The sequence below is a fragment of the Deltaproteobacteria bacterium genome (assembly GCA_016234845.1).
In the GTDB taxonomy this organism is placed as follows: domain Bacteria; phylum Desulfobacterota; class Deferrimicrobia; order Deferrimicrobiales; family Deferrimicrobiaceae; genus JACRNP01.
On sequence record JACRNP010000005.1, the window covers coordinates 1 to 19,218 of the forward strand.

At 68.3% G+C, this 19,218-nt stretch carries 21 protein-coding genes; 7 read left to right on the top strand and 14 right to left on the bottom strand.

From position 1 onward, the window contains the following. Together HZB86_00420 and HZB86_00425 are read right to left on the bottom strand one after the other, a co-directional pair. The coding region (locus tag HZB86_00420; protein ID MBI5904012.1) for an ABC transporter permease at window positions 1-737 on the bottom strand (737 nt) is incomplete at its 3' end. Window positions 738-759: 22 nt separating this feature from the next. After that, window positions 760-1,227: a DUF2318 domain-containing protein gene (locus HZB86_00425; protein ID MBI5904013.1), complete on the bottom strand. Its 468-nt coding sequence runs from the start codon at window positions 1,225-1,227 to the stop codon at window positions 760-762. A gap of 420 nt (window positions 1,228-1,647) precedes the next feature. Here HZB86_00425 and HZB86_00430 point away from each other — a divergent pair, with 420 nt between their 5' ends. The 7 genes from HZB86_00430 to HZB86_00460 are packed head-to-tail and all read left to right on the top strand — an operon-like array spanning window position 1,648 to window position 7,891. Further along, entirely contained in the window at window positions 1,648-2,631 is a 984-nt protein-coding gene (locus HZB86_00430; GenBank protein MBI5904014.1) for an extracellular solute-binding protein, read from the top strand. An 11-nt stretch (window positions 2,632-2,642) separates the two neighbouring features. Beyond that, complete coding sequence (locus HZB86_00435; protein ID MBI5904015.1) at window positions 2,643-3,467, top strand: sulfate ABC transporter permease subunit; 825 nt, start codon at window positions 2,643-2,645, stop codon at window positions 3,465-3,467. Beyond that, a complete protein-coding gene (locus HZB86_00440) occupies window positions 3,464-4,555 on the top strand; it encodes an ABC transporter ATP-binding protein (protein ID MBI5904016.1) in 1,092 nt (363 codons plus the stop codon). Before HZB86_00435 ends, HZB86_00440 begins: the two co-directional genes overlap by 4 nt. A 7-nt stretch (window positions 4,556-4,562) precedes the next feature. Then, a complete protein-coding gene (cobA, locus tag HZB86_00445) occupies window positions 4,563-5,852 on the top strand; it encodes a uroporphyrinogen-III C-methyltransferase (GenBank protein ID MBI5904017.1) in 1,290 nt (429 codons plus the stop codon). Further along, window positions 5,827-6,801, top strand: a complete 975-nt coding sequence (locus HZB86_00450; protein MBI5904018.1) for a PLP-dependent cysteine synthase family protein — start codon at window positions 5,827-5,829, stop codon at window positions 6,799-6,801. The genes cobA and HZB86_00450 overlap by 26 nt, the downstream gene beginning before the upstream one ends. Beyond that, entirely contained in the window at window positions 6,798-7,667 is an 870-nt protein-coding gene (locus HZB86_00455; GenBank protein MBI5904019.1) for a 4Fe-4S binding protein, read from the top strand. The genes HZB86_00450 and HZB86_00455 overlap by 4 nt, the downstream gene beginning before the upstream one ends. Before the next feature lie 38 nt (window positions 7,668-7,705). Further along, the gene (locus HZB86_00460; protein MBI5904020.1) at window positions 7,706-7,891 is read left to right on the top strand and encodes a sulfurtransferase TusA family protein; all 186 of its coding nucleotides are present in this window, start codon (window positions 7,706-7,708) and stop codon (window positions 7,889-7,891) included. 7 nt (window positions 7,892-7,898) lie between these two features. Here the strand turns inward: HZB86_00460 and HZB86_00465 are convergent, their stop codons facing one another. From HZB86_00465 to HZB86_00520, 12 genes are all read right to left on the bottom strand, one after another. After that, window positions 7,899-8,120, bottom strand: coding sequence for a YezD family protein (locus HZB86_00465; protein ID MBI5904021.1), 222 nt, complete (start codon window positions 8,118-8,120; stop codon window positions 7,899-7,901). A 27-nt stretch (window positions 8,121-8,147) separates the two neighbouring features. Then, complete coding sequence (locus HZB86_00470; GenBank protein MBI5904022.1) at window positions 8,148-8,996, bottom strand: ABC transporter permease subunit; 849 nt, start codon at window positions 8,994-8,996, stop codon at window positions 8,148-8,150. Window positions 8,997-8,998: 2 nt separating this feature from the next. Continuing rightward, window positions 8,999-9,847 (bottom strand): ABC transporter ATP-binding protein, encoded by an 849-nt coding sequence (locus HZB86_00475; protein ID MBI5904023.1) that lies wholly within the window; start codon window positions 9,845-9,847, stop codon window positions 8,999-9,001. Next, the gene (locus HZB86_00480) at window positions 9,847-10,881 is read right to left on the bottom strand and encodes an ABC transporter substrate-binding protein (protein MBI5904024.1); all 1,035 of its coding nucleotides are present in this window, start codon (window positions 10,879-10,881) and stop codon (window positions 9,847-9,849) included. The genes HZB86_00475 and HZB86_00480 overlap by 1 nt, the downstream gene beginning before the upstream one ends. A 294-nt stretch (window positions 10,882-11,175) precedes the next feature. Then, window positions 11,176-11,988: a HesA/MoeB/ThiF family protein gene (locus tag HZB86_00485; GenBank protein ID MBI5904025.1), complete on the bottom strand. Its 813-nt coding sequence runs from the start codon at window positions 11,986-11,988 to the stop codon at window positions 11,176-11,178. Between the two features lie 22 nt (window positions 11,989-12,010). Further along, window positions 12,011-13,081: a sulfate ABC transporter ATP-binding protein gene (locus HZB86_00490; GenBank protein MBI5904026.1), complete on the bottom strand. Its 1,071-nt coding sequence runs from the start codon at window positions 13,079-13,081 to the stop codon at window positions 12,011-12,013. Beyond that, on the bottom strand, window positions 13,078-13,926 hold the full coding sequence (gene cysW / locus HZB86_00495) for a sulfate ABC transporter permease subunit CysW (protein ID MBI5904027.1): 849 nt from the start codon (window positions 13,924-13,926) through the stop codon (window positions 13,078-13,080). The genes HZB86_00490 and cysW overlap by 4 nt, the downstream gene beginning before the upstream one ends. Before the next feature lie 26 nt (window positions 13,927-13,952). Then, window positions 13,953-14,786 carry a sulfate ABC transporter permease subunit CysT gene (gene cysT / locus HZB86_00500; protein MBI5904028.1) on the bottom strand — a complete coding sequence of 278 codons (834 nt, stop codon included), beginning with the start codon at window positions 14,784-14,786 and terminating at the stop codon, window positions 13,953-13,955. Window positions 14,787-14,874: 88 nt separating this feature from the next. Further along, window positions 14,875-15,891 carry a sulfate ABC transporter substrate-binding protein gene (locus HZB86_00505; protein ID MBI5904029.1) on the bottom strand — a complete coding sequence of 339 codons (1,017 nt, stop codon included), beginning with the start codon at window positions 15,889-15,891 and terminating at the stop codon, window positions 14,875-14,877. 50 nt (window positions 15,892-15,941) lie between these two features. Further along, window positions 15,942-17,339 carry a porin gene (locus HZB86_00510; protein ID MBI5904030.1) on the bottom strand — a complete coding sequence of 466 codons (1,398 nt, stop codon included), beginning with the start codon at window positions 17,337-17,339 and terminating at the stop codon, window positions 15,942-15,944. Between the two features lie 133 nt (window positions 17,340-17,472). Beyond that, window positions 17,473-18,624 (bottom strand): PLP-dependent transferase, encoded by a 1,152-nt coding sequence (locus HZB86_00515; protein MBI5904031.1) that lies wholly within the window; start codon window positions 18,622-18,624, stop codon window positions 17,473-17,475. A gap of 23 nt (window positions 18,625-18,647) precedes the next feature. After that, window positions 18,648-19,218 (bottom strand): hypothetical protein (locus HZB86_00520; GenBank protein MBI5904032.1); only part of this gene is annotated, 571 nt, incomplete at its 5' end.

The window sequence follows — 19,218 nt, forward strand, 5'->3', positions numbered from 1 at the left end:
ACCACCTGCCGGATGGCCGACACCCTCGCGCCCGGCAGGGCCTGGCCGATCTGCGCGACGATGTCCTCCACGGGGCAATTCTTGCACAGCGCCGCGACCTCGAAGAAGGTCACCCCCCCGGGAACCTTCGACAGCGCCTGCACGTCCGCGATGTCGGCGATGATCATCCCGTCTTCCTTCTCCCCCGTGGAACGGAGCACCCCCACGACGTGGAACAGCCGGTTCCCTGTCGTCACGGTTCCACCGGGCCCTTTGTCGAGAGCCGCGGCGGCATCGGCGCCGAGGAGCGCTTCTCCCCGCTTCCGGATCGGGGAACCGTCGATCTTCCACCACGGCCGGGCGTCCGCCATTTCGGCGGAGGGGATGCCCATCCAGACGAGGTTCTTGCCGGAAGCGTCCGCCGCGGTCAGCAGGTACGGGACGATCGAGCGGATCCGGTCCCTGTGGTGGATCGACGCTATCTTCTCCTTGTCCGCCAGGGTGAGCCGGGAGCGGGAGACCTCGGTACCCCCGAGGGCGATGTCGCCGAACCCGAGGGAGAGCTGGTCCGTCCGGGGCGATACGAGGATGTTCGCGCCGAACCGGTCGAGCTGGTCCTGCACGGCCCCTTCCATCTGGGAGGTGAGCGACGCGATCGCGACGAAGGTGGCGATCCCGAGGAAGATCCCGAGACCGGTGAAGGCCGCCCGCGACTTGCGGCGGAGCAGGTTCTTCCACGCCAGTTTCCGAAGGTTCATCGACGTCGCCCCCGCAGCCCGGTCACGTCCGCTTGCGGGCGAAATACTCCTTGCCCGCCGCGATATCCGACTTCCGGATGATCATGTATCCCGCCTCTTCCTTGTGGGCCAGCGGATGGGGATTGCACCCCCCCTTCACCTCGCCGATCTTGTCGCAGGCGAACTTCTGGTTGCAGTTGTTGCACACCATCTGCTCCCCTTCCTGCCGGTAGCCGCGGTTCGTGCGGAAGCAGACGTCGCACGCGTCGAGCGCCGCGCGGTACTTTCCGTCGGAACTCCGCAGCGCGAAGTAGTGGAGCTGCCGCCCGGCCGACTCAAGCGACAGGAAGAGCGCCTTCCCGGAATCGAGGGCCGAGAGGGGAATCGAGACCGTGTCGGCGGACTCTTTCACGCCCGCCGCCTTCGCCGCGTCGGCCGGCGATTTCTTCAGGATCCCGTCGAACAGACCCGCATGCCCGGCGGCGGCGACCCCGGCCAGAAGCAGGATCACCGCGATCGCAAGGCGAGTACCGCCCCCACCCCCGCAACAGGCGCCGCCGATTTTCTTATCCGGACCATTTCCCTCCATGGAACCCAACCTCTCCGTGCCCTTCATTCCCCGGACCTCCCGGATGTATTGTCGGGCGGTATGTAGCACAGCCTGTGCCGAAATGCATTAAAACCGATTTCAGCTACCGTTCGTCAATTTGGATTAACACCGATTATTCCGTTCGCCCCATGGGAGCGGAAGCCTGAAGAATATTCTCCGCGAGTGAAGAGTATTCCCCTGCCACACGCAGCGCCTCACTCCCGCGTGCCGGTCGGATTTTTCCTGTTGACATCGATGGTGAGGGCGAATACACTATCAAATCGATAGATAATGTATTTATTAGATCCGCCAATCTCCACCGCCCCCAGGGAGGGTAACTCGATGAAGCGCATGCTCGTGCTCCTCGCCGCAATCCTGCTCGCAACCCAGGACGTCCACGCAGAACCCGTGAAGATCAACCTCCACTCCTGCTGCGTCACGGAGGACGCCACGACGAAGGAGATCCTCCCCGCCTTCAAGAAGTATTACAAGGAGAAGTTCGGCAAGGACGTCGACGTCTCCGCGTCGTTCGCCGGCTCCGGGACGCTCAAGAACCAGATCCTGGGCGGGGCGCCGGTGCAGGTGGCGGTCCTCTCCTCCGAGCTGTACCTGGACCAGTTGAAGGAGAAGGGGCTGGTCTCTTCGGACTGGCGGAAGAACCCGAACCAGGGGGCGGTCATCAAGTCCGTCATCGTCTTCGTCACCCGAAAAGGGAACCCGAAGGGACTCGTCACCTTCGAAGATCTCGCGAAGCCGGGAACGAAGGTGCTCCACGCGAGCCCGGACACCTCCGGGGGGGCGCAGTGGGCGATCTTCGCGATCTACGGCGCGGGTGCGAACTTCCGGAACCTCACCTTCGGTCCGGAGGACGGGGGGGTGAAGCTCCTTTCCGCCGTCGAGAAGAACGTGATCGCACAGCCCGAGTCGGCCCGCCAGACGTTCGTCCAGTTCGACGCGGGATTCGGCGACGCGATCGTCACCTACGAGAACGAGGCGCTGCTCGAGAAGGCCAAGGGACGCGACTACGCGATCTCCGTGCCGAAGAAGACGATCGAGACGGAGTGGAAGGTGGCGCGGGTCGACAGGAACGTCCGCCCGGAGCAGGAGCATGCCGTCGCCGAGCTCATCAAGTTCCTCTACACCGCCGAAGCCCAGCGCGCCTACGCGAAGTACGGCTTCCGGCCGGTGGACGCGAAAATCGAGAAGGAGTTCCACGCGAAGTACGCGAAGGTGGCGCAGCCGTTCACGGTGGACGACCTGGGCGGGTGGAAGAGCGCGCGGAAGAACGTGATCGAGAACGCCTGGAAGAAGACCCAGGGGAAGTAGCTTCCGTCGCGATGAGCCGGCCCCGGAACATGGACTCCCTGCTGCGGGGCGCCACTTTCGCCGCCGCGCTGGGGCTGTTCTTCCTGCTGATCCTCCTGCCGCTGGTGTCGCTCAACCAGTACGCGGTGCGGGAGGGTTTCGGGGTGTTCTGGGACCGGCTCAAAAACCCCGACGCCGTCGCCGCGCTGCGGCTGACCGGCCTCGTCGCGCTGGCCACGACCGGGGTCAACGGCGTCATCGGGACGGCGATGGCGTTCCTCCTTACGCGGTACCGGTTCCCGGGCCGCAAGGCGATCAACGCCCTGGTGGACATCCCGCTCGCCATCCCCACGGTGGTCACCGGGTTCGCCCTGCTGCTGATGTACGGGCCCCTGGGACCGGTGGGGAGGTTCTTCGGGGAGCGGGAGATCCAGATCATGTTCTCGTTCCCCGGCCTCCTGCTGGGGCATGTCTTCGTAACGTTCCCGTTCATGGTCCGGGCGGTGGGCGCCGTGCTCGAATCGGTGCCGCGCTCGGGGGAGGACGCGGCGCGAACGCTGGGCGCGAAGGAGTGGCAGGTGTTCGCCTTCGTGACGATCCCGGCCGTCCGGGAGGGGATCGTGGCGGGAGCCTTCCTCACGTTTTCCCGGTCCCTGGGGGAGTTCGGCGCCTCCATCATGGTGTCGGGGAACCTCGTGGGCCGGACGCAGACCGGGCCGCTCTACATCTTCTCGCGGTTCAACACGGGAGACGTGGAGGGCGCGGCGGCGATCGCGATCCTGCTGGCGCTGGCGTCCTTCCTCATCCTCCTGCTGCTTCAGCTCTTCCAGTCGTCCGTGGCGAGGAAGGTCGGATGACCGCACCCCACCTGATCATCGAGAACGTCCGAAAATCGTTCGGCCCGAAGGACGTGCTGAACGACGTCTCCTTCTCCGTGGTGCGGGGAGAGATGGTGTCCATCCTGGGGCCCAGCGGATGCGGCAAATCGACCCTCCTGCGCGTGCTGGCGGGGCTTCTTCGCGAAGACCGCGGCACGATCCGGATCGAGGGCAAGGAGATGTCCGGAGTGCCCCCGAGGGAACGCGGCATCGGGTTCGTCTTCCAGGACTACGCCCTCTTCCCGAAGATGACCGTCCGGGAGAACGTGGCGTTCGGCCCCCGCGTCCGGGGCGCGCCCGCGGCGGCAAGATACCGCAAGGCGTCGGAGATGCTCGACCTGGTGGGGCTCGCGGAGGAAGCGGACCGCCCCGTCGACACGCTCTCCGGGGGGCAGCGCCAGAGAGTCGCCCTGGCCCGCGCCCTCGCCGTTTCCCCTTCCCTCCTGTTCCTCGACGAGCCGCTCTCCGCCCTGGACATCAAGGTCCGGGAACGGCTGCGCCGGGAGATCGCGGCCGTCCAGAGGAAGGTGGGGATCACCACTCTGATCGTCACGCACGACCAGCAGGAGGCGATGGAGATGGGGGACCGGGTCGCGGTGATGAACGAGGGGCGGATCGAGCAGGTGGCCACTCCTCGGGAAGTGTACCAGGATCCCGCGACGGAGTTCGTCGCGCGGTTCGTCGGGGAGGTGAACGTCCTCCCGGGGATGCCGTACCGGGGGTACGCCTACGCGGGGAGCCTCGCCATCCGGCTGGATGGAAACGGGGCGGGTCGATCCGGCGGAACGATCAAGGTCCTCCTCCGGCCGGAAGACGTGACGCTGCTCCCCCCCGGAATCGCGGAGGCGGGCCAGGCGCACGCCACGGTGGGATCGGTCTCCTACCTCGGCGCGCACCTTCGCGTGGAGATGACGACGGAGGAAGGGTACCCGCTCACGGCCCTCCTCCAGCGGAGCCACAAGATGGCGGACCGGCTCGCGTCGGGCGACACGGTGCGGGTGGCCGCCCTGCGGGGGAGCATCCTTCCCGACCCGATGGGCGGCAGGGATCCGGAATATTACCTGTGAGGGGCGCATGAATACCGGGAATCCGTACCTGCCTCTGTTTTTCGACCTCTCGGGCGCCCGGGCGCTCGTCGTGGGCGGCGGCGCGGTCGCGGCCCGGAAGATCGAAGCGCTCGCGGCCGGTGGGGCCGCGGTGACGGTCGCGGCGAAGGAGCTCTGCCCCGCCCTGTCGGCGCGTGCCGCGCGAGGTGAACTCCTGGCGGTCCGCGGGGCGTACCGGGAAGAGCTCCTGGAGGGGGCGGAGCTGGTCTTCGCCGCCACCTCGGACCGGGCGCTGAACGCCCGCGTGTCGCGGGACGCAAGGCGGCGCCGCATCCCGGTCAACGTCGCCGATTCGCCCGGGGAGTGCACGTTCATCCTTCCGGCGGTGGTGCGGGGCGAAGAGTTCACGGCGGCGATCTCCACGGGAGGGAAGAATCCGGGAGCGGCCCGAGCCTTGCGGGAGTTTCTCGAAGAGCACCGCGCCGAGGTCGGGGTCCGGTTGGAGCGCGGACGGCGGCGCAGACGCATCGCCGCGCGGCCGGGTAAGGTCTACATCGTCGGCGCCGGCCCCGGCGACCCGGACCTGCTGACCGTGCGTGCGCTCGGGCTGCTTCGCAGCGCCGACGCCGTCGTGTACGACTACCTCGTCCCTCAGGAGATCCTGTCGCTTGCCCGCGAAAAGGCGGCGAAGATCTGCTACGCCCGCAAGGGGCGCACGGCGGGCCACGGGGCGGCGATCAAGCAGAACGCCATCCACGAGACGATGGTGCGGCTGGCGCGGGAGGGGAAATCGGTCGTGCGGCTGAAATCGGGCGATCCGCTGGTCTTCGGAAGGGGCGGGGAGGAGGCGGAGCACCTCGCCCGCGAAGGCGTCCCGTTCGAGATCGTCCCCGGGATCACGGCGGCCGTCGGGTGCGCCGCGGCGGCCCGCGTGCCGCTGACGCATCGCGCCCTCGCCTCGTCGGTCACGTTCCTTCCGGGGCATGAATCCGATGCGAAGGGGGGAAGCGCGGTCGCCTGGGACCGCCTGCCGAAGGACGGGACGCTCGCGGTCTACATGGGCGTGGGGCGGATCGCCGCCGTCGCAATGGAGCTCACCGCCGCGGGATTTCCTCCGGACACCCCGTTCGCCGCGGTGGAGAACGGCTCCCGGCCGGGCGAGCGCGTCGTCCGGGGACGCCTGGGCGACCTGCACCGCACGGCGGAAGAGGCAGGGATCCGCTCCCCGGCGATCCTGTTCGTCGGGCGGACCGCCGCGCTGTTCCAATCCGAACAAAAGCGGGAGAACCTCGATGAACCTGTCGCGCAGGGTATTTGACGACGTATCGCAGCTCATCGGATCGCGGGAGAATCCGACGCCGGTGGTCCGGCTTCGGAAGCTGCCTCCCGCGGGCGGGGGTACGATCCTCGCCAAGCTCGAATGGATGAACCCGTTCGGGTCGATCAAGGACCGGACGGCGCGGTACCTCCTCGAGGGGTTGCGCAGGGACCGCCGGCTCGACGGGAAGAAGATCGTGGAGCCCACCTCTGGCAACACGGGGATCGCCCTCGTGGCGCTGTCCAACCTGCTCGGCGTGCCGTGCACCATCACGATCCCGTCCGGCGCCCCCGCGGAGAAGATCACGCTGCTTCGGCTGCTGGGCGCCGAGGTGTGGGCGACGCCGGACGACCTCTGCCCGATCGACCACCCCAAGGACGGCGCGATCGCGCTGGCGCGCAGCTTCGTCGAGGGGGAGGCGACGAAGGACAAGTACGTGATGCCGAACCAGTACGAGAACCCCGACAACGTGCGGGCGCACTACGAGGCGACCGGGCCGGAGATCTGGGACCAGACGGAAGGGAAGGTCACCCACTTCTTCGCCGGGTACGGAACGTGCGGGACGATCACCGGCGTGGCGAAGTTCCTGAAGGAGAGAAACCGGGAAGTCCGCGTGATCGCCATCGAGCCTGAGAAGGGGCACCGGTTGTCGGGGCTCAAGAATTTCCAGGAGAGCAAAAAGCCGGGGATCCTGGACGAATCGCTCATCGACCGGACGGTCCGCGTCCCCGACGCCCCCGCCTACGAAACCGCCATCCGGCTGGCGCGCGAGGAGAGCCTCCTCGTGGGGCCGTCCACCGGCGCGATCGTCTGGGCGGCGCTGCAGGAGAATCTCCCGGCCGGCGCGGTCGCGGTGTGCATCTCCCCCGACAACGCGTTCAAGTACGCGTCGCACTACACCCCGTGCCTGGAGGGGGAAGGGGTCCCGGACGTCGAGGTGAAGGCGTGAACGAAGCCGACTACAAGGAGCTGAAGAAAGGCGGCATGATGCGCCAGGCGGAGGCGGGGCTCTTCTCCGTCCGCCTCCACGTGGTCGGGGGACGCCTCGACACGACGCAGCTCCGGGCGATCCACGATGCCGCGGACCGCTTCGGGCGCGGCGAGGTGCACCTCACCAGCCGCCAGGGCGTGGAGATTCCGAACGTGCGCCAGGATTCGCTTTCCGCCCTGAAGGAGTTCCTCTCCCCATCGGGCGTCGGCGTAGGGGTCTGCGGTCCCACGGTGCGCACCGTCACGGCGTGCCAGGGGTGCAGGGTGTGCCCGAGCGGCGTCATCGACTCGCCGGAGCTCGCCGACGCGGCGGACCGGGCGTTCTACGGGAAACCGGTCCCGCACAAGTTCAAGATCGGCGTCTCCGGGTGCGTCAACAACTGCATGAAGGCCGAGGAGAACGACGCGGGGATCAAGGGGTGGATCGAGCCGCGCTGGGAACGGGGCCCGTGCACCCTCTGCGGGGTGTGCGCGGCGGTGTGCCCGACGAAGGCGATCGCGACGGCGGAGGACGGCTCGCTGACCGTCGACCTCGACCTCTGCATCGGCTGCGGGGACTGCATCGTCTCGTGCCCGAGCGGCGGCATGCGGGAGGCCCGCCGCGGGTACCGCCTCTTCGCCGGCGGGAAGTTCGGCCGGAAGCCGTTCCTCGGGAAGAGGATCCTCGGAGTCCTCACGACGAAGGAGGAGGCGATGGCGGCGATCACCGCCGTCCTCGAATTCTTCCGGGCGCACGGGAAACCGCGGGAACGGTTCGGCGACACGCTGGAGCGGACGGGGTTCGACGCGCTGGAGCGCCGCGTGAAGGAGGTGACGGGGCTGTGACGACGCCGCTTCTCGACATCACCGGGGACGTGTGTCCCATGACGTTCGTGAAGGTGAAGATGGCCCTTCAGAAGATCGCCCCCGCGGGGAAGCTGGGCGTGCGCCTGAAAGAGGACGCGCTGAAGAACGTGATCTCCTCCCTGAAGACGGAGGGTCACGCGGTCACGAGCGTCTCGCGCGAGGACGGGATCTTCCTGCTGGAGGTCACCAAGGGGGGCGGTTGACCGCCCGTCAGATCCCCTCTCCTTCCCCGGCCATCTCCACCTCCCGGCGGGTGAGGATCCTCGTCTTCTCCGCGCGCTCCACCTGGACCACCAGCCCGTCCTGGAGGACGACGGTGACCACGCCGTAGCGGACCTGCCGGATCGCTTCCAACACCAGCGCGATCGCCTTCCGTTCGTTCTCCGCCCGGAGGGCCTGTCCCCTGGCGGCTGCGGGTGCGGGTGCGGCCATCCTAAGCCCCTCCCTTCGACATCAACATCACCGGACCCAGAAGAGCGCCCTGCGCTTCACGCGGTCGAGCGCTCCCATCGCCAGGAACGTGACGACTCCGGTGTACAGGATCCCCGCGACCATCCGGGGGTAATCGGCGAAATCGGCGTAATACTGGACGAACCTTCCCAGCCCCGCGTTGGCGCCGAAGAGCTCCGCCACCGTAAGGAGGATGAACGACAGGGCCAGCCCCACCGCCATCCCGGAGAATATATGGGGCAGCGCCCCGGGAAAGACGATCTTCCGAAGGTATTCGATTCCCCCGATTCCGAGGATGCGCGCGTTGTCGCGGTACCTCCCCTCCAGGGAAGCGGCGCCGGCGGCGGCGGAAAGGAAGACCGGCCAGAAGGCGCCTATGAAGACGACGAAGATCGCGGACAGGCGGAACGTCGGAAGCACCGCGATGGCGTAAGGGATGTAGACGGTCGGCGGGATCGGCGACGCGACGCGCGCGAACGGGGTGAAGGCCCGGTCGAGCCATCCCGTCGTCCCCACCAGCAGGCCGATCGCGATCCCGGCCCCCACCGCAGCAAGGTACCCGGGAACCAGGATGAGGAAGGAGTAGTACGTACCTTTCAGCAGCTCCGGCATCGATGTCCAAAGCGCCTTGCCGGTGACCGTCGGAGCCGGGAGCAACGGGTTCCCCCCTTGCGGCAGGAAGGACGCCGCCAGGTGCCACAGGGCCAGCAATCCCGCGGCCAGCAGATACGGCTCGTACCCGTATCGGACCGCCCGCTTCGCACCTCCCGCAACGGATTCCGCTCCCGCGGGCGAAAGTTCCGCCGTCCTGTAATCCCAGGAGCCGGGCGCTGCGATCCTTGTCCGGTCGACGCCCATGGTCAGATCCCTTCCGCCGGGTCCCGCACGATCCCCGTGGACTCCAGCCGTTCGAACGTATCGGTGCGGTACTTCTCCGAGATCCTGTCCTGCAACTCCCGGAACTCTTTCGAAGCCAACAGACGCCTGCGGGACCTGGGGCGGTCGAACGGGACCTCCTCCCGGGCGATGACCCTCCCGGGGGGTGCGCCGAGAACGGCGACCCGGTCGCCGAGGTAGATCGCCTCTTCGATGTCGTGGGTGACGAACACCACCGTCTTCCGGGGGTCGGAGGAGCCCCACACCTCGAGAAGCAGATCCTGGAGTTTCGCGCGGTTTACGGGGTCCAGCGCCCCGAACGGCTCGTCCATCAGCAGGACCGGGGAACCGAGGGCGAACGCCCGGGCGATCGCCCCGCGCTGGCGCATACCGCCGGAGAGCTCGAACGGGTATTTCGCGATCGCGTCTCCCAGCCCCACCATCCGCAGGTACTCCTCCGCCAGCTCCCTGTGTTCTCCCTTCTTCCCTCCGGGGTTCGCCTTCCCGATCGCGACCGCCACGTTGTTCACCATCCGCATCCAGGGGAAGAGGGAGTAGTCCTGGAAGACGACGCCCCGCTCGATCCCGGGCCCCCGGATCGCGGCCCCCTTCCAGGCGACACGCCCCGCCCCCGGCGACTCGAGACCCGCGAGGAGGCGGAGCACCGTCGTCTTTCCGGAGCCGCTGGGGCCCAGGAGGGAGAGGAACTCTCCCTCCCGGACCGTAAGGTCGACGTCCTCGAGGACGCGGGCGCCCTTCCCGTACCCGAAGGACACCGATTCGACGGAGATTCCCGGGAGATCCGGATCCGTCCGGGCCGGGACGCCCCCCATCAGCCGTTCCTCCCGGGGAACTCCTTCTGGAGCTTCTTCCAGAACGGGTCCTTCGGATTCTCCCGGGCAAGGCCGTCCAGGGCGTTCCTGTAGATCTTCGTCTCGACGTAGGAACCGATGTCCGCCTTGGAATCGATGAATTCGCTGTTCTGCAAGGTGGCCCAGAACGCCCGGACGCCTTTGAGGTTCGGGTCGCTCCCCTGCTCGAGGTGCCCGTGGTAGTACGCCTTCTCCACCAGCGCGCGGTCGAGCTTCACGTACTTCACGATCGCGTCCACCGTCTCCTTCCGGTTCTCCTTCGCGAACCGCTCCGCGCGGAGGATCGCCCGGAGGAACTTCTCCCACGTCGCCGCCTTCGGCAGATCCGCGCCGTTGACGGTCAGGCGGCAGCACGGGTGGCCGTGCTGAAGCTCCCCGCTGCGGATCACCACCTTCAATCCCTGCTCCTCGGCGCGGAGATCGTGGGGGCCCCAGATCACCCCGGCGTCCACCTGGCCCGACTTGACCGCCTCGATGACCGCGGGCGGGCTCTTCAGCTCGAAGATCTGCAGGTCCGTCTTCCAGTTCACACCCGCGTCCTTCAGCGCCCCGCGCAGCACCGCGTCGCCCGTGGCCAGCCGGACCGTGGCCACCTTCTTCCCCTTCAGGTCGGCGACCTTCTTCACCTTCGGGGCGTTCGCCGCGGTGGTGACGATGGAGGCGTCCTCCCCCATGATCCCCCCGATGATCCGCAGGTCCGCCCCCTTGGCGATGTGCGCCAACGGGGCGGTCGTGCCGAACGCGCCGATGTCGAGCTTCCCCGCTTTCAGCGCGTTGATCCCGTCGGCGGAATTCACGAACTCGATCAGCTCGACGGAGAGCCCCTCCCTCTCGAAGAACTTCTGTTCCTTCGCCACGAAGAACTTCGCGTGGCCGGTGACCGGCAGGTACCCCACCTTCAGAGGCTCCGCCGCCGCGGAAACCCGGGGAGCCGCCAGAAGCGCCGCCCCCAATATCCCTACGATCCATGCCCGTACCCGCTGCCTGCCTTCCATCTTTCCCCTTCCCCTTTCCGCCTGGCGGATCGTTCCGCCGGCATCGCGGCTCGTTTGCCTGCCCAGACAACAAGAAAGGCGGATGGGATCGTTTCCCCATCCGCCTTCGGTCATTCCGATCGGTCGGCTGCGTTATCCCGCGGCGCCCCCGGGTGGGCCGGGCCCCTTCGCGATCCGCCGACAGGAGGACCGGGAGCGCTCCATCCGATAAACACTACTTAGCATATAGGTTTTATAGTTTAACGGAAGGATCCTGTCAAGCGAAATATCCGGTGCCGGTCCGCGCCGCGGGATCTATATCTTGCAGACCCGCTCCAGCCGGTACTCTTCCGGGGAAAGGGGAAGGACGATCCGCGGAGACTTTCCGCACGCCGGGCAACCGGGGTTCCTCTCCGCCTGGATGGCGGACACATCCGCGGAAAGCGTGTCCACGACGAGGATTTTCCCGGGAGGAGCCCCGGGCAGACCCAGGATCGCCTTGACCGCCTCCACCGCCTGCCACGATCCGACGACCCCGGCGGCCGCTCCGAGGATCCCCGAATCGGAGCAGGTCGGAACGTCCTTCGGCGAAGGGATCTCCGGCATGACGCACCGCAGGCACGGCCCTTTTCCGGGCAGGATCGTGAAGAGCTGCCCGCCGAACCGAAGGGCGCCGCCGTGCACCAGCGGAGTGCCCGAGAGGACCGACGCGTCGCTGCACAGGAACTTGGTGGGAAAGTTGTCGCTGCCGTCGACGACGACGTCGTACCGGCGGAACAGGTCGACCGCGTTCTCCGCGGTCAAGGCGGACTCGTGCGAATCCACCCGCAGGTCGGGCCGGATCTCCAGGAGACGCTCCGCGGCGGAGCGGACCTTGTGGAGCCCGATCGATTTTTCGGCATGGATGACCTGGCGATTCAGGTTGCTCGAGTCCACGCGGTCGTTGTCGATGATACCGAGCCGGCCGATCCCCGCCGCGGCCAGATACAGCAGCGCCGGGGAACCGAGCCCTCCCGCCCCCACCACGAGGGCCGAGGCGGAGAGCAGCTTCTCCTGCCCCTCCGGCCCGATCTCCCGCAGGAGGATGTTGCGGCTGTACCGCAGGACGTCCCGGTCTTCGAGTTCCATGCGCCCCTCCGATACTACCCTATCAGATCGCATAGTCCTCGAGAAACACCCGCATGTTTTTCGGCGTGAGAAACACCTTCTCCCCCCGTGCCGCGCCGAGGCTGCGGTACTGTTCCCGCGACAGCTCCGCTTCCACGACGCCCCCGCCGTCGGCTCGTTCGAGTTCGAGCCGGACGACCGGACCCGCCGTGTGGACGTGCCGGACGACCGCCGCCGCCGCCTCCTCCCCGTCCGGCGCGCGGCTGACGGCGATGTCGTGGGGCCGGACGTAGGCGACCGCGTGGGCGTTCCTCGTCCCCGCGTGCTCCGGCAGGTCCACGACCAGGTCCCCGATCATCCCGCGCCCCGCGTGCACCCTCGCGTGGAAGATGTTCACGTGCCCCAGGAAGTTGTAGACGAACGGGTTGGCGGGGCGCTCGTACACCTCGTCCGGCGGCCCTTCCTGCTCGATCCGCCCCTCGTTCATCACCACCACCCGGTCGGCCACCTCCAGCGCCTCCTCCTGGTCGTGCGTGACGAAGACGCTGGTGATCTTCATCTCGTCGTGCAGCCGCCGAAGCCACCCCCGCAGCTCCTTGCGGACCCGCGCGTCCAGCGCGCCGAACGGCTCGTCGAGCAGGAGGACCTCCGGCTCGACGGCCAGCGCCCGCGCCAGCGCGATCCGCTGCCGCTGCCCGCCGGAGAGCTGTCCGGGATACCGGCCGCCGACGCTTTCGAGCTGCACCAGGCGAAGCAGCTCCACGACCTTCTTCCGGATCGCCGCCTTCGCCGGACGGCGGTGCCGCGGACGCACGGTCAGCCCGAACGCCACGTTCTCGAAGACGGTCATGTGCCGGAACAGGGCGTAGTGCTGGAACACGAATCCGACCCGGCGGTCCCGCACGTCCCGCCGCGTCGCCTCCTCCCCGTTGAAGTACACCTCCCCCGCGTCGCACGATTCGAGCCCTGCGACGATCCGCAGGAGGGTCGTCTTCCCGGAGCCCGACGGACCCAGCAGCGCCACGAGCTCGCCGCCGGGAACCGAGAGGCTTACCTCCGACAGGGCGGTGAATTCCCCGAACCGCTTGGTGACGCCGCGAACCTCGATGCTCATGATCCCTCCCCGCGGCCGGACTCCCGCCTCCGCCCGGACCGTTCCGATCGGAACTTCCACTCCACGGCCGTTTTCGCCGCCAGCGTGACCAGCGCCAGCAGGGCCAGCACCGACGCCACCGCGAAGGCGCCGACGAAGTTGTATTCGTTGTAGAGGATCTCCACGTGCAGGGGGATCGTGTTCGTCGCCCCCCGGATGTGGCCCGAGACCACCGACACGGCCCCGAACTCCCCCATCGCCCGCGCGTTGCACAGGATCACGCCGTAGAGGAGCCCCCACTTCACGTTGGGGAGGGTGACCTTGAAAAACGTCTTGAGGCCGCTCGCGCCGAGCACCCGCGCCGCCTCCTCGTCCTCCGCTCCCTGCGCCTCCATCAGGGGGATCAGCTCGCGGGCCACGAACGGAAAGGTCACGAACACCGTGGCGAGCACGAGGCCCGGCAGCGCGAAGATGACTTTCACGCCGTGCTCCGTGAGCCACGGTCCCAGCCACCCCTGGAGCCCGAAGACGAGGACGTAGATCAGCCCCGAGATCACGGGCGACACCGAGAACGGCAGGTCGATCAGCGTGACCAGCACCTGCTTCCCCCGGAAATCGAACTTCGCGACCGCCCACGCCGCCGCCACGCCGAAGAGGAGGTTCAGCGGGACCGCCACGGCGGCCACAAGGAGCGTCAGCCGGATCGCGGAGAGGGCGTCGGGCTCCCGGAACGACGACAGGTAGACGCCTGCGCCCTTTTCGAGCGCCTGCGCGAACACCGCGGCCAGGGGGACGACCAGGAAGATCCCGAGGAACAGCACGGCGATGCCGGTCAACGCCCACCGCACGCCGGCCGGCTCGGTCATCCCGCGGCGCACCGCCTCCCCGCCCCTCACCGGACCGACTCCCGGCGGCCGGCCCACCACTGGAGGACGTTGATGCCCAGCAGCATCAGGAAGGAGGCGACCAGCATGACCGCGGCGATCGCCGTCGCGCCCGCGTAATCGTACTGCTCCAGCTTCGTGATGATGAGCAGCGGGGTGATCTCGGACACCATCGGCATGTTCCCCGCGATGAAGACCACCGACCCGTATTCGCCGAGCGCCCGCGCGAACGCCAGGGCGAACCCCGTGAGCAGCGCGGGGAGCAGGGGCGGAAACAGGACGCGCCGGAAGATCTGCCACCTCGCCGCCCCGAGGCACGCGGCCGCCTCCTCGTACTCCGCGTCCAGCTCCTCGAGCACCGGCTGCACCGTCCGGACGACGAACGGCAGGCCGATGAACGTCATGGCGACGACGATCCCCAGCGGTGTGAACGCCACCTTGACGCCGTGCGCCTCCAGGTGGCGGCCGATCCACCCGTTCGCCGAGTAGACCGAGGTGAGGGCGATCCCCGCCACCGCGGTCGGCAGTGCGAAGGGGAGGTCCACCAGGGCGTCGGCCAGCCGCTTCCCGGGAAAGCGGTACCGCACCAGCACCCACGCCGCCAGGAACCCGAACACGGCGTTTATGGCCGCGGCCAGGAACGCCGTCCGGAACGTCAGCCGGAACGAGGCGACGACCCGCGGGTCGGCGACCGTCTCGACGAACCGCTGCCAGGGCATCCCCGCCGTCCGCAGGAACGAGGCGGACAGGGGGATGAGGACGATCAGCGAGAGGTACGCGAGCGTGCACCCCATCGCGAGGCCGAACCCCGGGAGGACGTTTTGGTTCCCGTTCCGTTTCATTGCGTCGAATCCTTCATCCCCGTATCGTTTGAGGCCCGCGGGTGCGGGGGCGGAGGAGGGAGGGGGGACCTCCGCCCCCGCGGCGGGCTCACTTCCCCGCCTGGAAGATCCGGTCGTAGATTCCGCCGTCGGCGAAATGCTTCTTCTGGGCCTTCTGCCACCCGCCGAACACCTCGTCGATGGTGAACAGCTTGACCTTGGTGAACTGCTTCGCGTATCTCGCCGCGACCGGCTCGAGGCGCGGCCGGTAGTAATGTTTCGCGGCGAGCTCCTGGCCTTCCGGCGTGTACAGGTATTCGAGGTACGCCTGGGCAACCTTCCGCGTACGGCGGCGGTCCGCCACCTTGTCCACGACGGTCACCGGGGGCTCCGCGAGGATGCTCAGGGACGGGACGACGATCTCGAACTTGTCCTTCCCGAGCTCGTTGACGGCGAGAAACGCCTCGTTCTCCCACGACAGGAACACGTCCCCGATCCCCCGCTGGACGAAGGTCGTGGTGGAGCCCCGCGCCCCGGAGTCCAGGACGGGCACGTTCCGGAAGAGCTTCGCGACGAACTCCTGCGCCTTCCCCTCGTCGTTTCCGTACTTCTTCAGCGCGAACGCCCAGGCGGCGAGGTAGTTCCAACGGGCGCCTCCGGAAGTTTTCGGGTTCGGCGTGATGACCGCGACCCCGGGCTTCACGAGGTCGTCCCAGTCCCGGATCCCCTTCGGGTTCCCCTTCCGGACCAGAAAGACGATCGTCGAGGTGTACGGCGCGCTGTTGTGCGGCAGGCGGGACTGCCACTTCGCGGGGAGCAGCCTCCCCTTCTCCGCAATCTCGTCGATGTCGTACGCCAGCGCCAGCGTCACCACGTCGGCCTCGAGACCGTCGATGACGGCCCGCCCCTGCTTCCCGGAGCCCCCGTGGGACTGCTTGATCGTCACCTTTTCGCCCGTCTTCGCCTGCCAGTGCTTCGCGAAGGCGGCGTTGAACTCCTGGTAGAGCTCCCGCGTGGGATCGTAGGACACGTTGAGCAGCGTCACGTCGGCCGACGCCGCCGGTGCGGCGACGATCCCCGCCAGGAAGGCGAGGACCGGCAAAGTCGGGAACCGTTTCCGTATCATGGGAATCCCTCCGTTATCGCGTGTGGTTGTATTTCGCATCGAGCGCCACCTCAGTACGCGAGCTGGACCCTGCTCAGCAGGACCCGCTCCTTTTCCCGGTCGCCGACGGAGGCGCCGCCGGTGAACTTCGTCTCCTCGTACGTCAGGGCGACCTTCGCGTTCCGGTTCACGTACCAGTTGATGCCGCCGGCCCACGCGGACGCCTTTTTCACCGCGGACGTCGGGGAGGCGAACGTCGGAAACGCGTCGTCGTCGACCCGCAGCTCCGAGTAACGGGCCGCGACCTCCCACGCGCCCCAATCCCCCTTCACCGGGTCGAACGGACGCCGCGGCGCGACGGCCCCGTACGACTCGTCCTCCCCGGTGAGGAGGTAGTATCCGGCCGCCTGCCACGATGTGTTGGTCAGGCGCGCGACGGTCGACGGGAGCTTTCGGACCTCCTGGGTGGAACGGACGTATTCGCCGAAAAGCCCCAGGGGACCGTAATAGAAGTATCCCTGCGGCGAGATGCGGACGTTCGCGCCGTCGGCGAAGACGTTGTCGGTCCCGTTGCGGTACTTGAAGAACGTCTGCTGGCCGGGGGTCTTGTACGTGGGGAGGTTCTGGTCGGACACGGATCCCTGCCGGTTCCCGTAGCTCGCGCCGACGCCCAGGCCCAGCCCGGAGAGCGCGTCGATCCCGGCCGCCCGGAACGGGTGGACGAACAGCCGCGCGACGCCGTCCTTGTCGTCGTGGTTGTCTCCGTCGCCGCTGCCGCCGTCCGCCACGCCGTTCACGACCCCGACGGCGTACGACAACGCCCCCTTCCACGGGGAGCCGTGCAGGAGGAACCCGATGTCGCGATTGGGGACGAGGCTGGTGGGCAGGGCAAGCTCCACGAACCGGGCGTCCGTGACGGACTGCAGTCGCTCCAGCCCCACCGGCGACTTGAATTTCCCCGCGCGCAGCTTCGCGTTCGGGAAGTACGTGAAGTCCGCGTAGGCGTCCTGCAGGGAACTCTTCCCCTCCCCGAAATCCACGAGGATCCGGAAGGCGACGTACCGGGAGACGGTCCCCTCGACGTTGGGCCGCGCCCGCCGGATGAGGAACGTGTTCACCGCCGGCTGCTGCTTGTCGTCGAAGAAGAACCTCGCGTCGGCGTGGACGTACCCGTTCAGCTTGAGCTGGAAGCTCCCGTCCGCCGAGCGGATCGAAAATCCGTCCTTCCCCGCGGTGACGTTTACGGCTCCCTTGGCCTTTGCGGCCGCCGCTTCCTGTTCGATCTCCCACTTCCGCTCGAGGATCCGGACCTTCCGGTCCAGTTCCTCCAGTGTGGAACCCGCTCCCGGCGTCCCCGCGACCGCGCCCGGCGCGTCCTCCGCGAACACCGCGGAGCCGAAACTCCCGAACGTCGACATCACCACCAGCGTTGCGACCAGCGACCGAACCGCACGACGGATCCTCTCCATGGATCCCTCCTCTGTCGGGAACTTCCGGCGGTCCGGTCGGTCCGATGGATTTTTTCCTGCACTGTTCGCCCTCCGGCGGCCCGGTAGGGAGAAGCCTCCGCTTCCGCGGCGGGAGATGGGATCGGCGCCCCCGTCACGCCTCCAGGGAGGCGGCGAGATCCCCGATCAGGTCGTCCGGGTCCTCGAGCCCCACCGAAAGCCGGACCAGCCCGTCGGTGATCCCGCGGGCGCGCCGCTCCTCCGGCGGCATGGAGCCGTGGGACATGGTGGCGGGATACGACAGGATGCTCTCGACGCCGCCCAGGCTCACCGCGAGCAGCGGGATCCGCACGCGCTTCATGAACCGGTGCGCGGACGGACCGTCCGGGAGCTCGAAGGAGAGCACCGCGCCCGCGCCGGCCGCCTGCCGGGCGTGGACTCGGTGCCCGGGATGGTCCGGCAGGCCCGGGTAGTACAGATTCCGGATCTCCGGCCGGTCGGCCAGCCACTGCGCGATACGCACGGCGCCGGCCTGCTGGGCCTCCATCCGCGCCGCCAGCGTCTTGATCCCGCGGGAGACCAGGTAGGAATCCTGCGGCCCGAGGATCGCCCCGAAGGCGCGCTGGATGAACTTGAGGCGCTCGCCCACCTCCGCGTCCCGTGCCACCGCCACCCCCGCGATCAGGTCGCTGTGCCCGCCGAGGAACTTGGTGGCGCTGTGCACCACCACGTCGAACCCGTGCTCGATGGGACGCTGGAGGTACGGCGTCATGAACGTGTTGTCCACGATGGACAGTAGGCCGTGTTCCTTCGCCACGGCGGCCGCGGCGGCGAGGTCCGTGATCTTCAGGGTCGGGTTCGACGGCGTCTCCACGAAGATCGCCCGGGTCTCCGGGAGGACGGCGGAGGCGAGGTTCGCGGGATCGGAGGCGTCCACGAACGTGCTTTTCAGCCCCCACCGCCGGAAGATCGTGGTGAGCGCGCGGAACGTCCCGCCGTACACGTCCTCCCCCACGAGGATGTGCTCGCCCGGCGCGAACAGCAGGAGGACGGAGCAGATGGCGGCCATCCCCGAGGCGAACGCCAGCCCCGTCGCGCCTCCCTCCAGGGCCGCGACGGCGTGCTCGAGCGCCTCGCGCGTGGGGTTCTCGCCGCGGGCGTACTCGTACTTCCCGAGGCGCACCGGGTCTTCCTGCGCGAACGTCGACACCTGGTATACCGGGATCGCCGCGGCCCCGGTGTGCGGGTCCGTGTCGGCGCCGTGGTGCAGGATCCTCGTGCGGAGTTTCGAACCGTCGGCCGCCATGCTCTCCCTTCCTCTTCCGCCCCTCAGATGACGGGGCCCGAATCGTCGTACACGATCGCGGACTCCGGGAACCGTTGGTACAGCGTTGCGAGCGACTTCCCCTCGTCGCGGTGGAACTCGAGTGCCAGGCCGTGCCCGAACGCCAGCCGGGCGAGTCCCTCGAGCTGGTCCGCCGTGCGCAGGCGCAGCACGACCCGGTTTCCCCAGGCCAGCCGGTCGAGGAATCCCGGGGAGAGATCGAACTCCACGCGGCCCGGCTCCCCCGACAGGTCGATGAAGTTTCCGTCCGGCTCGGTCGTGAGGCGGGAGTCCAGCCGGACAACCCGGGTACCCGTCGCGTGCTCCCCGGCCCGGATCGCCCGCACGATCCCTCCGCCGGCGACGAACCCGCCCGCGTCGATCACGAACCGGCCCAGGCGCGGGTTCGCCCCGAACGGCTCCGCGCCGATCGGTTGGGCGAGGCGGAAGGTCACGTTCGCGGCCTCGAGGGTCTCCACGCGGTCCGCGTTCCGGGCGACCACCTCCAGCGTGGAGGAGTCGATCCGCTCGCCGATCGCGGCGAGCTCCGCCACGACCTCCGAGGTCGCCAGCTTC

Excerpts from the sequence above, each read along its gene's own strand:
- HZB86_00430 (MBI5904014.1), top strand. The coding sequence starts at position 1,648 with ATGAAGCGCATGCTCGTGCTCCTCGCCGCAATCCTGCTCGCAACCCAG.
- HZB86_00435 (MBI5904015.1), top strand. The coding sequence starts at position 2,643 with ATGAGCCGGCCCCGGAACATGGACTCCCTGCTGCGGGGCGCCACTTTC.
- HZB86_00440 (MBI5904016.1), top strand. The coding sequence starts at position 3,464 with ATGACCGCACCCCACCTGATCATCGAGAACGTCCGAAAATCGTTCGGC.
- cobA (MBI5904017.1), top strand. The coding sequence starts at position 4,563 with ATGAATACCGGGAATCCGTACCTGCCTCTGTTTTTCGACCTCTCGGGC.
- HZB86_00450 (MBI5904018.1), top strand. The coding sequence starts at position 5,827 with ATGAACCTGTCGCGCAGGGTATTTGACGACGTATCGCAGCTCATCGGA.
- HZB86_00460 (MBI5904020.1), top strand. The coding sequence starts at position 7,706 with ATGACGTTCGTGAAGGTGAAGATGGCCCTTCAGAAGATCGCCCCCGCG.
- HZB86_00465 (MBI5904021.1), bottom strand. The coding sequence starts at position 8,120 with ATGGCCGCACCCGCACCCGCAGCCGCCAGGGGACAGGCCCTCCGGGCG.
- HZB86_00470 (MBI5904022.1), bottom strand. The coding sequence starts at position 8,996 with ATGGGCGTCGACCGGACAAGGATCGCAGCGCCCGGCTCCTGGGATTAC.
- HZB86_00475 (MBI5904023.1), bottom strand. The coding sequence starts at position 9,847 with ATGGGGGGCGTCCCGGCCCGGACGGATCCGGATCTCCCGGGAATCTCC.
- HZB86_00480 (MBI5904024.1), bottom strand. The coding sequence starts at position 10,881 with ATGGAAGGCAGGCAGCGGGTACGGGCATGGATCGTAGGGATATTGGGG.
- HZB86_00485 (MBI5904025.1), bottom strand. The coding sequence starts at position 11,988 with ATGGAACTCGAAGACCGGGACGTCCTGCGGTACAGCCGCAACATCCTC.
- HZB86_00490 (MBI5904026.1), bottom strand. The coding sequence starts at position 13,081 with ATGAGCATCGAGGTTCGCGGCGTCACCAAGCGGTTCGGGGAATTCACC.
- cysW (MBI5904027.1), bottom strand. The coding sequence starts at position 13,926 with ATGACCGAGCCGGCCGGCGTGCGGTGGGCGTTGACCGGCATCGCCGTG.
- cysT (MBI5904028.1), bottom strand. The coding sequence starts at position 14,786 with ATGAAACGGAACGGGAACCAAAACGTCCTCCCGGGGTTCGGCCTCGCG.
- HZB86_00505 (MBI5904029.1), bottom strand. The coding sequence starts at position 15,891 with ATGATACGGAAACGGTTCCCGACTTTGCCGGTCCTCGCCTTCCTGGCG.
- HZB86_00510 (MBI5904030.1), bottom strand. The coding sequence starts at position 17,339 with ATGGAGAGGATCCGTCGTGCGGTTCGGTCGCTGGTCGCAACGCTGGTG.
- HZB86_00515 (MBI5904031.1), bottom strand. The coding sequence starts at position 18,624 with ATGGCGGCCGACGGTTCGAAACTCCGCACGAGGATCCTGCACCACGGC.